General features: G+C 46.5%; 9 protein-coding genes. 2 read left to right on the top strand and 7 right to left on the bottom strand.

The window, feature by feature from the left end; translation table 11 throughout:
* The first annotated feature begins 143 nt into the window (after nt 1-143).
* Nucleotides 144-1280 carry a DUF4221 family protein gene (locus GJS45_RS05940; protein WP_162340561.1) on the top strand — a complete coding sequence of 379 codons (1137 nt, stop codon included), beginning with the start codon at nt 144-146 and terminating at the stop codon, nt 1278-1280.
* 835 nt (nt 1281-2115) lie between these two features.
* A complete protein-coding gene (gene tnpA / locus GJS45_RS05935; protein WP_162340560.1) occupies nt 2116-2565 on the top strand; it encodes an IS200/IS605 family transposase in 450 nt (149 codons plus the stop codon).
* Between the two features lie 70 nt (nt 2566-2635).
* Here the strand turns inward: tnpA and GJS45_RS05930 are convergent, their stop codons facing one another.
* From GJS45_RS05930 to GJS45_RS05900, 7 genes are all read right to left on the bottom strand, one after another.
* Nucleotides 2636-2878, bottom strand: coding sequence for a hypothetical protein (locus GJS45_RS05930; protein ID WP_162340559.1), 243 nt, complete (start codon nt 2876-2878; stop codon nt 2636-2638).
* Nucleotides 2879-3573: 695 nt separating this feature from the next.
* Nucleotides 3574-5343 (bottom strand): arylsulfatase, encoded by a 1770-nt coding sequence (locus GJS45_RS05925; protein WP_235954632.1) that lies wholly within the window; start codon nt 5341-5343, stop codon nt 3574-3576.
* Nucleotides 5344-5418: 75 nt separating this feature from the next.
* Nucleotides 5419-6858 (bottom strand): sulfatase family protein, encoded by a 1440-nt coding sequence (locus GJS45_RS05920; RefSeq protein ID WP_162340557.1) that lies wholly within the window; start codon nt 6856-6858, stop codon nt 5419-5421.
* A 35-nt stretch (nt 6859-6893) separates the two neighbouring features.
* Nucleotides 6894-8246, bottom strand: coding sequence for a sulfatase family protein (locus tag GJS45_RS05915; protein WP_162340556.1), 1353 nt, complete (start codon nt 8244-8246; stop codon nt 6894-6896).
* A 230-nt stretch (nt 8247-8476) separates the two neighbouring features.
* Entirely contained in the window at nt 8477-9838 is a 1362-nt protein-coding gene (locus GJS45_RS05910) for a Gfo/Idh/MocA family oxidoreductase (RefSeq protein ID WP_162340555.1), read from the bottom strand.
* Nucleotides 9839-9942: 104 nt separating this feature from the next.
* On the bottom strand, nt 9943-11445 hold the full coding sequence (locus GJS45_RS05905; RefSeq protein ID WP_394366575.1) for a RagB/SusD family nutrient uptake outer membrane protein: 1503 nt from the start codon (nt 11443-11445) through the stop codon (nt 9943-9945).
* 85 nt (nt 11446-11530) lie between these two features.
* Nucleotides 11531-14668 (bottom strand): SusC/RagA family TonB-linked outer membrane protein, encoded by a 3138-nt coding sequence (locus tag GJS45_RS05900; RefSeq protein WP_202928049.1) that lies wholly within the window; start codon nt 14666-14668, stop codon nt 11531-11533.
* Nucleotides 14669-15887: the final 1219 nt, after the last annotated feature.

Raw genomic sequence — 15887 nt, 5'->3', positions numbered from 1 at the left:
TAATAAAAGAAGTTAAAATACGTCAATGAATGTGCGATAAGACTATAATTTTAAATATATTTAAACTCCTGTTTTCCAGATTTTAAGAAGGATATTCGCCCGTAAAAAGAATCCTAGTTGTTGACCGCAATCAATCCAAACCAATGAAAACTCCTGTACTTGTATTCAGTCTACTTATTCTTTTAGGCTGCTCAGAAAAAAAATCCGAGCCAGCGGCCCATGTTGATTTTTTATTGACCCAGGATACGGTGGTCATTGATCCACAAGGCAGCATCATCAACCTGAAATTCGGTCTTACCCACCCCGAGCTTTCCGCCGATGGTAACTACCTGTATCACTATAACTATGGCGAGGCCAGGTTTGATAAGGTCAATCTGACCGATTTGGTATTGGAGGAGACCCTCCAATACGAAAAGGAAGGTCCCGATGGAATGGGAGGAAATATTTTCGGCTATGCATTGACCGGATTCGACCAGGTAATGGTCTGGTCTGATCGACTCAACGCTTTATTTGATCAGGAGGGCAAGAAAGTCAGGGACCTAAAGTTGACCAAAATAGCCCCGGAAATTGAGAGCCCGGAAACATTTCCCATACGCTTGATGGAGCATCCCAGTGACGCGAACAAGTTTTATGGGCTGTACGGCAAGTGGCAGGACCACCAATTTTTTCTTATCCGGTTTGACCTGGAAAGTGAGTCGTATGAAAAAATACCGTTGCCCGAGACCAGGAAGCTCAACGACTACCGGATGGAAATCGAACACGAGGGAAAACCTACAGGAGGGTTCAGCCCAAAACCTATAGCACACGCGATCCAGGACAACAAAATCGTAATCACCAACGGTGCATTCAATGAAGCCTATGTGTACGATATCCGGTTGGATTCCCTGTACCTGAAAACCTGGGAAAGCCAGCTTACACCCAACCAAAATGAATACAAACTCCCAAAAACGGTGGAACTGCTGCAGGCGGAAGAACATTATATGAAATTCAATGAGTCGATTTATTTTTTACCTCCTAAATGGGACCCGGTATCTCAGCGTTACATCCGGCTATCGTTCACAACCCAATTTTCCGAAAACCTGGACGAATACGGACAAGCAATCGAAACCGGCGCAGAAGTATACCTCACCGTTTTGGACAAGGATTTAACGATGCTCGGTGAGACGTATCTGGAGCAATACCCAAAAAATCCACGCCAACACTTTTTTGCGGATAACAAAATCTGGTTGTATGAAAATATAGATGATGAATTGGGCTTCGTGAGGATTCGTCTAGAATGAAATAACCGATGGTTGTTTTACTTTACAAGATGAGGAGCCCTACATTTTGTAGACCTTTTCCTCTTGTGGCTAGTTTTTGGCCATTGCAAATGACCTTTTAACAATTGCGTTGCTCAAGTAGGTTCTTGATAGAGAGGCGTAATGGATACTACACCCAGAGGGGAAACTTACCTTTCTTCTAACCATGACCCGGCATTAGGCACCCAAATGTGTCGGTTAAGGTGGGAACCGGAAAGCTGAAGGTGCTGAAATATTTCATAAAAGATGCGGCTATTCGTTTTTGAATCTCTCTTTTTTAAGTTGTGTTATTTGCCATTGCTAATGGCCTTTTGCCGATTGCATCACCCACATTCGTTCTTGATAGATGGGGGGTAGTGGATCCTACAGCCAGCGGGGTCTCCACTGCCGATCTGGAATTGATCGTATGACCCAATCTCCAGAAGCGCTAATTTTACAACGAATGTAATCAAGGTTCAACCCCTTCCGGGGTTGGAGGTACTTTTTTATTTGCTTTTTCCGTGGGCTGCACCCACGGTTAGTATTGTTCAGGCCCTTCAGGCCTGCTTTTACTGAGAAAAGCATCAACAGTCTTATATAATATCTACTAAAACTACTGTTCATTTGGTCCAACCATATGTTAATGAAGTACCAAATTACTTCCAAAGAAACAAGCCCTATTCAACTCAGAAGCCTAAAGGGCTTCAACAATAATAACTCCGGGCGAAACCCGGGGCCAACAAGCCAATTTATCCTGCCCACAACCCCGGAGTGGGTTGAACATTTCGAAAAAGAATTATTTTTCGTAACTTTCTTCAAACCTTAACTCTTTGATCTAGTGAGCAGTTACAAACAAATACTCTACCATACTGTATTAGGAACTAAAAACAGAAACGAAACAATTCCCAATACTCATTGCGAAGAACTGTACCGCTACATTGGGGGTATCGTTAAAAATAAAGGTTGTACGCTTTACCAGATAAACGGAATCGCCGATCATATTCACCTATTGACTGATTTAAATCCTACCCTGTCTTTATCCGATTTCATTAAAGACATAAAAGTAGCAAGCAGCTTATGGATGAAGGAACACACGAGTTTCCCCCGCTGGAACGCGTGGGGGAAGGGATACGGTGCATTTACTTGTACCTACGGAGAAAAAGACCGTATTACTTCTTATATCAAAAGGCAGAAAGAACATCACAAAAAGGAATCCTTTTTGGAGGAATACAAACGATTGTTGAAAGAAAATGGTATTGAATTCGACGAACGTTATCTTTTCTTATAACAAATGTTCAACCCCTTCCGGGGTTAGAGGCAATTCTTTGTTTGCTTTCCGTGGGTTGCACCCACGGCTATTATTGTTCAGGCCCTTCAGGCCTGCCTTTACTGAGAGATTCATCAACAGTCAAAATCAACGTCCATAGAAAATATTTTCCATTTAGCCCAATCCGATGAAGTGAAGTCCCGCATAAACTCCCCAGAAACAAGCTTCCGTTCGCCTCCGAAGCCTGAAAGGCTTCAATACCAATAACCCCGGGCGAAACCCGGGGATCATGAGCCGGTCGATCCTGCCCGCAACCCCGAAGTGGGTTGAACACGTTTATACGTACACGGTATGTCCTTTTCTAATACCCTTTCCCCTGCTGACCATGGGTGGATATAAGGATTTGATTATTGTAATAGTTATTTTGAAACGTAGGCACGATAGGTTCAACCCCTTCCGGCGTTGGAGGTACTTCTTTGGTTTCTTTTCCGTGGGCTGCACCCACGGTTATTTGTTCAGGCCCTTCAGGCCTGCCTTTACTGAGAAAAGCATCAACAGTCTTATTTGATATCTACTAAAATTACTGTTCATTTGGTCCAACCATATTTTAATGAAGTACCAAATTACTTCCAAAGAAAAAAGCCCTATTCTACTCCGAAGCCTGAAGGGCTTCAACAACAATAACCCCGGGCGAAACCCGGGGATCATGAGCCGGTCTATCCTACCCGCAACCCCGAAGTGGGTTGAACAAGGTACTGCAAACCAACTGTCCTATCCGGAGATAAGCTCTCCTATGCCATCAGCTTCGAAATGGTGGTGTACCAGCAAGAATATTTGATCTTAAAGGCATCTACGTCAGGTTCAACCCCATCCGGGGTTGAATGTGATTAGCGGTCGATATCCGTGGGCTGCACCCACGGTTATTGTTGTTCAGGCCCTTCAGGCCTGGATTTTCCGATAAATCCTCGAAAATATAGAAGGTTATTGAAAGAATAGTTACCAAAATTGTTAAATCTGGGCTTTTGGATATCATGGACCAGTAATCTTTTCCAGCTCTACCCATAGCGGGAAAATACTCCGGCCCTCCGTTACGTAATGGGGAATCAGGTCTACTTCCATTTCCGGCAGGTAAACGTTCTCCAAGGTGATTTCATCGGTAGGTACTGCTTCGAATTGCTCCTGAATAATTACCGAGTTCGTTTCCAATACCATCTTCCCTTTCGTTTCCAAGGGTTTGATAAATTTGAAGCGGATATTATACCTGCCCTCCAGGGTTTTGACCTTCCACATCCCGAACACTTCCTCCTGGGTCCAGATGCCCCGTTCTCCTCCGGCATCATTGCGGTTGAGGTAAACCGGGTTTTCCTCCTCGCTGCCGATGATTACCCGCTGGGGCTGGTTGAGGTGGGGAGATTGCGTCAGGTCTGCAATCATTTCGTCCATTTCTGATTTTAGCGCGCTCGCAAGCGGCTTGTTTGCATCTACGATGGAGTTCATTTCGTATGGATCTTCCTTCAGATCAAACAGGTCGAAATCACCCGGCTCCGCATCAAAATTGGTATTCCCGACCAACTTATACTTTCCCTTTTGCAGGGCCACGTTGGTGTACAATTCCGGGTACCTGCGGGTCCAATAAAAAAACAGGGGCCTTTCGTCAAAGCCGGCCGCATCCCTACCCTGCAATAAGGGATAGAAGCTTTTGCCGTCAATTTGCCGGTCTGTCGGAAGGGACGCCCCGCATAGGTCAGCGAGCGTGGGCAGCACGTCGATATGGGCAAGGCTGGTGGAAATATCTCGGTTTCCCTCCAGCCGATCCGGTAACCGCAGGAAAAACGGCACCCGCACGCCTCCCCGGAATACACTTCCTTTTCTACCGCGCATCCCCCCCACGTAGCGGGCCTGCTGGGGACCGTTGTCGGTCATAAAGATCACTACCGTATTCTCCGCAATATCCAGTTCTTCCAGCTTATTCAGTACCCTCCCCACGTTATCGTCGATATTGGATACCATGGCATAGACTTTTCGGGCAGCTTCTTTGTCCCGTTCGCTCATTTCCGGAAAGGGACGGCCGTCTTCGTCAAATCCGGCCGAGGGATCCAGGTCCTTGTACCGTTCATAATACTTGTCCGGAACCTGCAAGGGGGTGTGGGGAGCATTGAATGAAAGGTAGAGGAAAAACGGCTCCGCTGCCTTTTTTTCGATAAAGGTCAACGCCTCTGTGGTGAAAATATCCGAACAATAGCCCTGAAAGGCCTTTTGCTCCCCGTTGTACCAAAGAACGGGATCGAAATAACTACGGTCTCCCTGAAAATACGTGGTAAAATCTCCCGGTTGCCCCATGCCGCCGGAAAGGTGAATCAGGGATTCTTCAAAACCCTGATCTCCGGGTCGAAAGGGGTAATTGTCACCCAAATGCCATTTTCCAAAAATACCCGTTCGGTAGCCGGTAGACTGCAGCATCTCGGCAAGGGTCAGTTCTTCGGTAGCCATGATGGCGCCGCCGTTATAGGTATCCCGCACGCCGGTGCGCAGGGAATACCTTCCGGTCATCAGACTGGAGCGCGTTGGCGCACAAACCGGTGACACGTAAAAATTGGTCAGGCGCACACTTTCCCTTCCTAGCTTGTCCAAGACGGGTGTTTGAACATGGGAATTGCCATGCAAACCCAGATCCCCGTACCCCTGGTCATCGGTGATGATCAATATGACGTTGGGGCGCTCAGTCTTTTGGAATCCGAGCCCCTCGGTCTGTCCGGCAAGGCCCAGCACGCAGGCCGCCAATACTCGGAAGTAGATCATTTTTTGCTTCATAGTTAATCCTCGTTCATATAGTGATGCAACCCACCTGTTGGCCCGGTTCATCCGAACAGCGGTTTATTTTTCCAATTGATTTTCTACCGGTACAATGCTGGCTTTGTGCGCCTCCATCACTTCCCTGATTTCGGCGATGATCTCGGGATGGTCGGCGGCAATATTGAATCGTTCACCGGGGTCTATATTGACATTGTATAATAGCGGGGTTTCTAATATCGTAGGGGAATTTTCCAGCGGCACTGAAGGCTGGGTTACGGGGTGTGCCGTAGGATTTCCGTATTCCAGTTGGGTGATAAAGTGAGCCTTGTAATCCCCTTTACGGACAGCATAAACTTGTTGCCCCCGGTAATAAAACACCGTCTCCCGTTCGCTTTTGCCCGTACCGCGCAGTAAGGGACTGATATCAAATCCATCGTAAATCCGGTCTGAAGGGAGTTCCGTACCGGTCAATGCACAAAAAGTTGGTAGCAAATCCATGGTAGTGGCCATGTCGCGTACCACTCCCGGTTTGATGCCCGCTGGCCACCAGAAAACCGTGGGTTCCCGCATCCCGCCTTCAAAGGTGCCGCCTTTGGCTCCTCTGAGCAAACCGGCCGTACCGCCATGGGTGCGGAAGGTATGCCAGGGTCCATTATCGGAAGTAAAGACCACCAGGGTATTCTCGGCCACACCCGCTTCCTTCAGGGCTTCCAGAATTTGCCCCACGGACCAATCGATCTCTTCGATTACGTCTCCATAAATGCCCGCCAGGGATTCATCCTTGAATTCGGACGATCGGAACAAGGGAATATGGGGCAGGTTATGCGCCAGGTAAATAAAGAACGGCTCCTCTCCGAATTCTTTAATTTTCCCAATGGCTTCTTTCGTATACCTCTTTGTAATGGTTCGCTGATCCGCAGGCCGTTCGACGATTTCCTTATCTTCCATAAGCGGAACATTGTAGGCCTGGTACCTTTCTTGATCGGCCAGCGTAAAATGATCCGTTTTCTCTACCTTGTCCATATCGTTGGAATAGGGGATGCCAAAATAGCTGTCAAAACCATGATCGGTGGGCAAATGAGGAGATTGGTGACCCAGGTGCCATTTTCCGATGGCTGCGGTACGGTAGCCGTTGCCTTTTAAGGCCCTGGCAATGGTCATCTCCGATTGCGGCAAGCCTCCATTGGAATCAGGGAACAACACCCTCCTTTTATCACTGCTCATGCCGGAGCGAATGGGCAGTCTTCCGGTAAGCAAACCGGCCCTACTGGGCGTACAGACTGGAGCGGCCACGTAGAAATTGGTCCACTTTTGCCCTTCAAAAGCCATGCGATCCAGGTTGGGGGTACGGATGGTCGGGTGTCCAAAAACCCCCAAATCCCCATAGCCTAAATCATCGGCAAAAATGACGATGATATTGGGAGGTTCATTTTTAATTGGATCCGGGTTTGCTTTCACCGAGATTAATCCGCTAAAAAGACCTAGCGAAAGGGTTAGTGTTTTTACTAAAACTGATTTCATTGAAATTTTATTTTTGGGTTTTATAAGGTTACGTTTCAATCCGGTCGCTGCCAGGGGACTTTTCCGCTTTCCTGGATTTGTCGGCGTAGCAATCGATGCAATTCCTGAAATACTTCCGGCTCGTCTTCTATGCGATTTATTTGTTCCAATGGATCCTCTTCCAGGTGGTACAATTCCATGGGTTGGTAAGGGCTGTTTTGCAACAGTTTCCAGTCCCCCAGCCTCAGGGCATGGTAGGCTTTGCCACCGTAGCGGGTTCCTCCTTCTCTTCGCACAAAGTAAAGTGGGCGATCGGCTTCTTTCATCTCTCTGCCCAGCAATGTTGGTAAGAAACTACGTCCATCCGTTTTTGGAGGGCTGCTACTATCCACTAGTTCCGCCAGAGTAGGGAGTACATCCATGGTCAGATTGACCTGCGTGGATACCGATCCGGCTTGTATGTGTCCCGGCCAGGAAATTACCGTTGGGACCTTTAATCCCCCTTCGTACATGCTTTGTTTCCCATCTCGCAAAGGCCCGTTATTGGCCTGGCTGGGCAAATGCCCTCCATTATCGCTGGTAAAAATAATAAGCGTATTGTCGTACTGTCCGGTTTCCTTGAGTGCCTGCACCACCTTTCCAATACCATCGTCCATATGTTCGATAAAGGCCAGCAGTTCGGCCCGGGTATCTGAAAGGCCGGGTTCCCGGCGTTTCACCTTTTCCAACCATTCCTCCGGGGGTTGTACCGGAAAATGCGGTGCATTGTAAGCCAAATAAAGAAAAAACGGTTCGTTAGCAGTTTCCCTGGAATGAATGTAGTCAACGGACCATTGGGTAAACAAATCGGTGGCATGACCCCCCGGATCAATAGTTGCCTCGTTCAGGCGCATGTAATTTCTTCCGTGCCGGCGATGGGTCCAGTAGTCGTCCATCATGTCTTCCAGCCAGCCGTGAAAGTGATCAAAACCACGCTCATTGGGCAGGTTGGGTGTTTCCAGGCCCAGGTTCCATTTGCCTACATGCGCGGTATGGTAGCCTTGTTCCTTTAACAGGGAGGGGAGCAGTTTTGCTTTGGGATCCAGGTAGCCCCAGGTATTGTCCGGAATTGAGCGAATCAGTCCCGGCACTCCCACCCGATCGGGATACCGGCCAGACAACAGGGAAGCTCTGGTAGGAGCGCAGACAGGGGAGTTGGTGTAGAAATTATCCAGCCGCATGCCGTCCGCTCGGAGCGCATCGATGTGGGGTGTTCGGATGTCCTTCGTTCCGTAGTAGGACACGTCGTGATAGCCCTGATCGTCCGTTAAAATAAGAAGAATATTCGGTTTTTCCGGGACTATGGATTGCCCTGCCAGGTGAATGGAGTAAAAGAACGGCAGTACCAGAAGGAAAATTTTATAACGCATAAGAGGGCCGGAAAACGTCATTTGAGCACGATTCCTAAATTACTGAATAATTTTACAAGTTGGCGATGTACGTACGGTTTTTATGCGAACCGGTTACTCTTTTGATCCCTTACACGTCAAAAGTGCCTCGCACAGGTGCCGTCAAAAAAAAGCCAAAACCGGTTTTTTTGGCAAAACCGGTCCTGGCTATTCGTCCAAGAAAATATAGTCGTCGTTTTGGCCGAGTTAAATCAAATCTCCCAGCCTTTCCGATAGGTCCTGGAAAGGTAGCGATTGGCTTCGGACGGTTCACTGATTTTCATTCTGCGGGCATCCCAGGTTAGCAGGGTATTGGGCATGCGAATCGCCACGGTACCCAAAATCACCGTTTCGGACATGGGACCGGAAACGGCGAAATCGCTTTCGGTCTTCACCTTCCCCAGGCAGGCATCCACAAAATGGTGGTAATGGTCCCGTTCTTCCAGATCGGGGCTGACTACCGCTTGAAATTTACTTTCCGGCAACAACACGGGCATTTTGGTATGCGGAATCAATAGCGCTCCCTCGGTACCAATCAGCATGGCCGACTCTGCTGGATAATCTTCCAGGGAATACAAGGCCCGGACTTCTTCGGGGGGATAAAACTCCCCATCAAACCACTCTACTTTTAACTCATCGGCTGCAGTCATTTTATTACCCGGAAATACCCAGGTGATGTGGTTACTCTGTGGCCAGGTATCTGCTCTGCGGGCGGGGGATTGCTCCCAGGATTCCTGCACCCGCGCAGTCACCGAAAGGGGCGCGGTCAATCCCATTCCTTTCCAGACAGCGTCCAGAATGTGGCATCCAATATCCCCGGACCAACCGGTACCGAAATCCTGCCAGGCCCTCCATTTGGAGGGATGGTAAATGGTGGGCGCATAGGGCCGCATCGGCGCGGTGCCAATAAACTGCTCCCAATGAACGTGGGCGGGGGGATTTTCGCCATTCGCTGGCCGGGGTCCTTCAAAACGGTAGGCCTCCGTGGCACCGGGCCGGTTGGAGCAGAGATACACCTGCTTTATTTTTCCGATATGCCCTTCCTTAATCCACTGAACGGCCGTACGATCCCCTTTGCCCGAAGCATGTTGGGTTCCCAGCTGGCTGACAATGCCAGCTTTTTTGGCAGCTTCGGTGAGTTTTCTGATTTCAGCTACGTCGTGGCACATGGGTTTCTGGCAATATACGTGCTTGCCGGCCCGAATGGCCTGGTAAATGATCGGGAAGTGGTTGTGGTCCGGCACGCTGACGTTTATGGAATCGAAATTCCCCATTTCATTGGCAAATAAGGTTCGCCAATCGGTATAGGTTTTGGCCTGCGGCAAAATCTCCGATGCCCTGGCCAAATGGTTTTCGTCCACGTCACACAGGGCTACGATTTCTACTTCCGGATGGGACTTAAACCGATTCAGATCGTGCCAACCCATGCCCCCTACGCCGACACACACGTGCCTGAGCTTGGCTTTTTTGTTTTTTGCAAAAGCAGGAAGTTGGAATATTAGTGGTTGGGCCAACGCGGCAGTAGCACTTTTTAGGATAAATTTTCGGCGGGAAATGTCGTTCTTTTCCTTCATTTATTGGGTTATTTTGGGTGTGACTTGTTTGTATTTACTAAAAATAGGGAATAACCTTCCAAATGGAAAGTCATTCCCCTTTTCAGATATAAATTATTTTCGGGTTAATACCCCGGATTATTGGGCGTCAGATTCGGGTTGTTTTGCGTTTCAGGCAAGGGAAATGGCATCAAATAATGTCTTTCCTGCAAGGTTTGGTTAGAACTTAGGTTCTCGTGACCGACGAAGTTATCGAAACCATTAGTAATTTCGTTGTAAACCTTGCGAAGCCGCAACATGTCAAACCAGGTGATCTGCTCGTAGGCGAGTTCATGCCACCGTTCTCTCCAAACAGCTTCCCGGAAGCTTTCGGTAGTAAAATCCCCTAAAGCAGGCGTCTCCAATTGAGCACGATCCCTGATTCTTTTCAAGCCTTCATGTGCCAGGGCATTAGGCCCCGCCAATTCATTCTGGGCTTCTGCATAAATCAATAATATTTCTGCAAAACGAATCAACGGAACATTCAAATTATTGGCTCTGTTGCCAGGATTTCCCTCTGATCCCAAAGCTCTTTGATTGAAATGCTTGAAAATATACGGCGCTCCCAAATCAAAGGGTTCTCCACTTCCATTGGTATAATAGCTGGTGTAGAAAAAACCTTCCTGATTGACGGCTCTTAAATCTCCTTCCTCATAGGAATTATAAAAATCATTGGTAGGTACCGTGCTTCCCGTACCGGAAGGTCCCTGAAAGGTTACCGGCTTGAAATTTGGAAACATGTTATTCATCGGATTTCCGGCAACAATGATGTTGTATTGCAACATAAATATGTGCTCCAATAAGTTATCATTGGTTTCATCATGGAGATCTCCATAGGTGGGAAACAAATTGATGACATTGGGATTTGCATTGGCATATTCTATAACCTCGGCTGATTTTTGTGCCGCCATCTGATAGTATTCAGTGCCCATACTTAAGGGGAATCCCGCCATGGTCAGGTAAACTTTTGCCAATTGACTTTTCACAGCTGCAAGAGATGCCCTTCCGCTCACATCCATCCAGGGAAGGCCAGCAGCCTCCGCCGCTTTCAAATCATCCACAATCAGTTGATATACCTGGGATTGGGGAGCCGGTGAAGGCCTAAAATCCTCAGCAGCGGCGGTTTGTGGGGCAGTGATCAATGGGATATCCCCCCAAAGGCGAACCGCATAGAAATAGGCCCAAGCCCTTAGGAATCTTGCTTCTCCAAGAATTTTTGTTTTTTGCGCTTCATCCATAGGTGTAATGGCAGGCACCTTGTCCAATACCAAATTCGCCTGGGCGATCACTTTGTATAAGCCATTCCACCAATTGATCACATGTTGGGTACGCCCGTCGTAGATCAACCCATACAGGTTATTTAAATCGGAATTTTGAGCAGTCTCCGTAGTTGAAGTTCCAGTGGGTGCTTCTACAAGCTGCCAGGTAGAGGAAAATATACCTGCGCCGTCTCCAATGAATCTGGTGTCTGCGTAAACGGCGGCCAAGGCTGCTTCGGCATGATCCGGAATCGTATAAAAACTTTCCGGTGTAAGGTTAGACGGATCTTCTTCGCTCAGAAAATCCTGACAGCCCGTCAAAACAGCCATGCCAAGCAAACTAATGCCTATATGGATCCAAAATCTTTTCTTTATTATATTTTTCATTTCTAGTTTCATTAATTATTTCCCAAAATTACAATGCAACCTGAATACCCAATAAATAAGTGGTTGGCTTAGGATAGCTGTGCCAGTTCATTCCCTGGGAAAATACATTATTTCCATCTCCTCCCCGGATCGGTGCCACTTCAGGATCCCCAATGATTTCATCTCCTGTGATAAGGAAGAAATTTTGGGTCGAAGTATACACCCTCAGCCTACTCAAACGAAGCCTATTTGCTACCTCAACGGGAAAAGTGTATCCTAATAGCAGGTTTCTTCCACGTAAAAACGACGCATCTTTAACCCACCTGGAATCCACATTAGTAACATAGCCAGCTCTGGTATCCCTAATTTCAGCCACCATTGAATTTTGGTTATCCGGAGTCCAGGCATCTAAAACAGTCCTATAACTGTTAGCAAGTGCTTGCCGGTCTTCACTTGGGTGCAGGTTCATGTCCAGGAGATCATTTCCATACATGTATTGAAGATCGATGGCCAAATCCCAATTTCGAAAGCGAAAATTATTGGTAAGCGCGCCCCAAAATTCAGGGTTGCCGTTTCCAATAATCATTCTATCAGAATCATTGATGGCTTTATCCCCATTGACGTCCAGGTACTTGATGTCTCCGGGAAGGATGGTTAATCCATTTCTGTAACTGACATATTCCGCTGCCTCACTTCTTTCCGATTCATTCCAGGTTCCTAGCCTCACCAAACCCCAGAAAGATCCTACCGGTTCTCCAACCCGAATGATATTGGTCTGGTTGGTAAAATTAGGTCCGCCTACACCAAAAATATCTGCTGGCGTAGCCAATGACAATACTTTATTACGGTTGGCAGAAAAGTTAAAGCTACTATTCCAGGTGAAATCTGCTTTTTCTACAATCACGGCATTTAGAGTGAGTTCAACCCCTTTGTTCTCCATGGAACCCACATTTCTTCTAATCGTTGCATATCCACTTGTTCTTGGAACGGGAGAGTCTAACAACATGTCCGTCGTTTTTCTATAATAGTAGTCAAATTCCAGGGTGAGCCTGTTTTGAAACAAACCTAGTTCTAAACCAATATCGGTCTGAGCCGTTTTTTCCCATCTAAGGTCAGGATTGGCCAGGCGGTTGATACCTGTTCCACCTACTTGGGTCTCATTCCAAATGGCCGAATAATTGGAGCTCAATAGGGAAAGGGAAGAATAAGGCGGGATCTCAGAGTTTCCGGTAAGGCCATAACTGGTTCTTAACTTCAAATTTGAAATGGTACTGTTTCCTTTTAAGAACGCTTCTTCTGACATTCTCCAGGCCAAAGCAGCAGAGGGGAAAATGGCATATTTATTATTCTCTCCGAATTTGGAGGCACCATCTGCCCTACCGGTTGCAGTAAATAAATATTTATCGTCCAGGATATAATTTATCCTTGCAAAATAGGAATTCAATGCATGTCGTGAAGCATTGGAGCCCACTCGGGGAAGTTGTGATCCGGCTCCCAGGTTATTATAGGTAAAGAAGTCCGTAGCAAAATTCTGGATACTGGCACTCATGCTGGAGTACGTATTTTCCTGCCAGGAAATACCCAATAATCCGGTAAAAGCATGTCTTTCTGCAAATACTTTATTATAGGTAAGGTAATTTTCCAGCGACCAGAAACTGTCCCGTTGCAAACTTTTGGATGCAGTTCCAGATTGGCCTATGGCTAACGTCCGTGTGCTGGATTGGTTATTCTCCTGAGTTAAAATATTTACCCCTAATACTGTCCGCATTTCCAATCCTTCTGCAAATTTTATATTGGAATAAGCACTTCCCAGAGTGGTTTGGGTATTCAATATGTACTTCCTGCCATACAAGCGGTGCATGGAACTCATGGTGCCCTCTGCAAAAGGATAATCACGGTTGTTGGCAAAAGTGCCGTCTTCATACCTTACGGGCAAAAACGGAAAATCCTCCACAATTTGTCTGGGCACCGCATCACTGACATCCACCAGGTTTTCTGATTGATTATTATAACTTATGGTACCGCCTACACTCAACCAGGGTTTGACCTGATCGTCAATGGTGAAGCGGGTGGAGTAGCGGGTAAGGTAGGACGTTTTTAACAAACCCTGATCATCTCTATATCCCAACGATAAAGAGTACTTCGTCCTTTCATTGCCTCCGGTAAATCCCAATTGATGGTTTTGGGACAATTTGTTTTGAGTCGTCTCATTCAACCAGTTGGTATCGAACAAGGGGTTGCCCTGACTGTCAAACACCCTGGGATCGGTTCTTCTAAGTGCGGGGTTCAGATAGGCCCACCTTCCCGCATTCCAACCTTCTGGATCGTATTTTTCCATGTTTCTCCAAGCGAGGTCTTCCACAGCCATGTATTCTGCTGCATTCAAAACTTCTGGTCTGTTCGGTCCGATGGTATTTACGCTGAAATCTACATTGTAAGTCAGCGTTCCTTCACCGGACTTACCTTTTTTGGTGGTAATTAGGATTACACCATTAGCACCTCTGGACCCATAAATGGCAGTAGAGGAAGCATCCTTCAATACCTCAACAGAGACAATATCGTTGGGGTTAATATAATCGATGGCATTACTGGCCTGAGCCTGGTTGCTCATGGGTAGCTGGACGCCATCCACCACATATAGTGGGTTATTGGAGGAGTTTATAGAACTGAATCCACGGATACGTACATTGGTTCTACCTCCGGGCCTTCCCGAGTTCACGTTTACCTGAACTCCTGCAACCCTGCCTGCCAAAGCCTGATTAAGCGAAGGGGAAGGGCGTTCGTTTAATTCGCCCTCTCCTACGGAACCCACCGAACCAGTCAAATCCGACTTTTTCTGGGTACCATAACCAATCACCACTACTTCTTCCAATGCTGAAGAATCCTGATTCATGCGAATGGTTATGTTGGATTGATTGCCCGCTTTAATGGTTTGAGATTCGTAACCTATAAAGGAAATTACAAGAGAAGATTCCTCTGGAACGGTAATGGAGAATTTTCCATCCAGATCGGTGACTGTACCACGAGTGGTGCCCTGTACGGAAATGGTGGCACCGGGCAAAGGCTGCCCGTTTTCATCCAGCACCGTACCGGAAATGGTCACATCGGCTTCCTGAAACGTTGAGCCGGAATTATCTTTTGCTATTGCTGCTGCCTGAACTGGCTGATTCAGCACCAAGCAGATCATCAATGGAATAGCCAGGACAAACCCTGCCCTTTCGAGCAGTTTTAGTCCTGCCTTGAGTAATTTATTTTTCATTAGATTTTGAAGTTTATGATTAGTGAGCAAACACGGGGAGCGATGGCTGTCAAATCAATCCCGGTCCCTAATGAAAGATTCAGGAACAGGAATCATTTTTCAGGCCTGTAGTTCCGTGGTAAAAGGTTGATTTTGCCCATAGGGGCAATCAAGAAAAGTAAGCTGCTTGACACACGGAGTTTCTTCCGAGACAGTATGGTCAAATTTGATCATAGCATCAAAAGACCCGTTTGAAATGGCATCTCATGAGCAGCTTTGAGAGGGTTTAGGAACTGTTTTCCAGATTCATTGCAGGCTTGGGTTAACATTTTTGAAGGTTACAATCTGATTAAAACCATATTTAGAAGTTTTTAAAACCTGTTTATCTTCAAAAGATTCCTGATTAACCTAACTACCTAGCCTTCCAAAAAAGAAAGGATTCTCTAGGATTAGTGTCAATCTTGAAATGCAATCAAAAGATTCAGGCCTTGTTACCCGTTTCTTAAGAACGGATACCTATTGAAATTCCGAAAAATGAGGGAATTCCAACTTCTGATTTCACCCGAATCATGCAAAAATTTCAGCAAAAAGGCTAGAATTCGTCAAAAACAGGCCTTGATAGGAAGCTAGCATAGTATAAATTTAACCATCCCATGTATTATTAGACCTGCCTTTTATACTAATTCTGACCGGAATGGTGCAAACCAAGCCGATTTCGGGTTTAAGGTTACGTAGAAAGCTGTTAATCAACGTACATTACTCCTGGCAATTGGTTAGGAAACGCATTTCTCCTTTTCAAAACCTGATGCCTGAAAATAAAACATGTACCAAATTAATAAGCTTACAAATTTAATAACTCAATTTAAGACTAATTCGAAATATTTCCTATATTCCAAGGTTTAAATAAAAATTAATTTTTTGTTACCAGAGCGGTAAAAAATGCATACTCGCCTATCCTGCTCTTCCTTAATCGCTTGCGGAAAGCTACTGGTATTTGGTCTCAAACCTATGGATCGAATATTTTGTTTCTTCCTCAGGCGTTTAATTCACTTGTTTAAACTTTATAAGGGACCAAGCATCGATTCCAATTTTGGGAGAGCAGCACGTCACAGCAATTGACGGTGCGAAAGAATAAAATATTAGCCCATTTCGAGGCATACCGGCATGC

It is taken from the genome of Cyclobacterium salsum, assembly GCF_010119245.1.
Taxonomy (GTDB): domain Bacteria; phylum Bacteroidota; class Bacteroidia; order Cytophagales; family Cyclobacteriaceae; genus Cyclobacterium; species Cyclobacterium salsum.
This window is presented reverse-complemented; position numbering and strand designations above follow the sequence as displayed.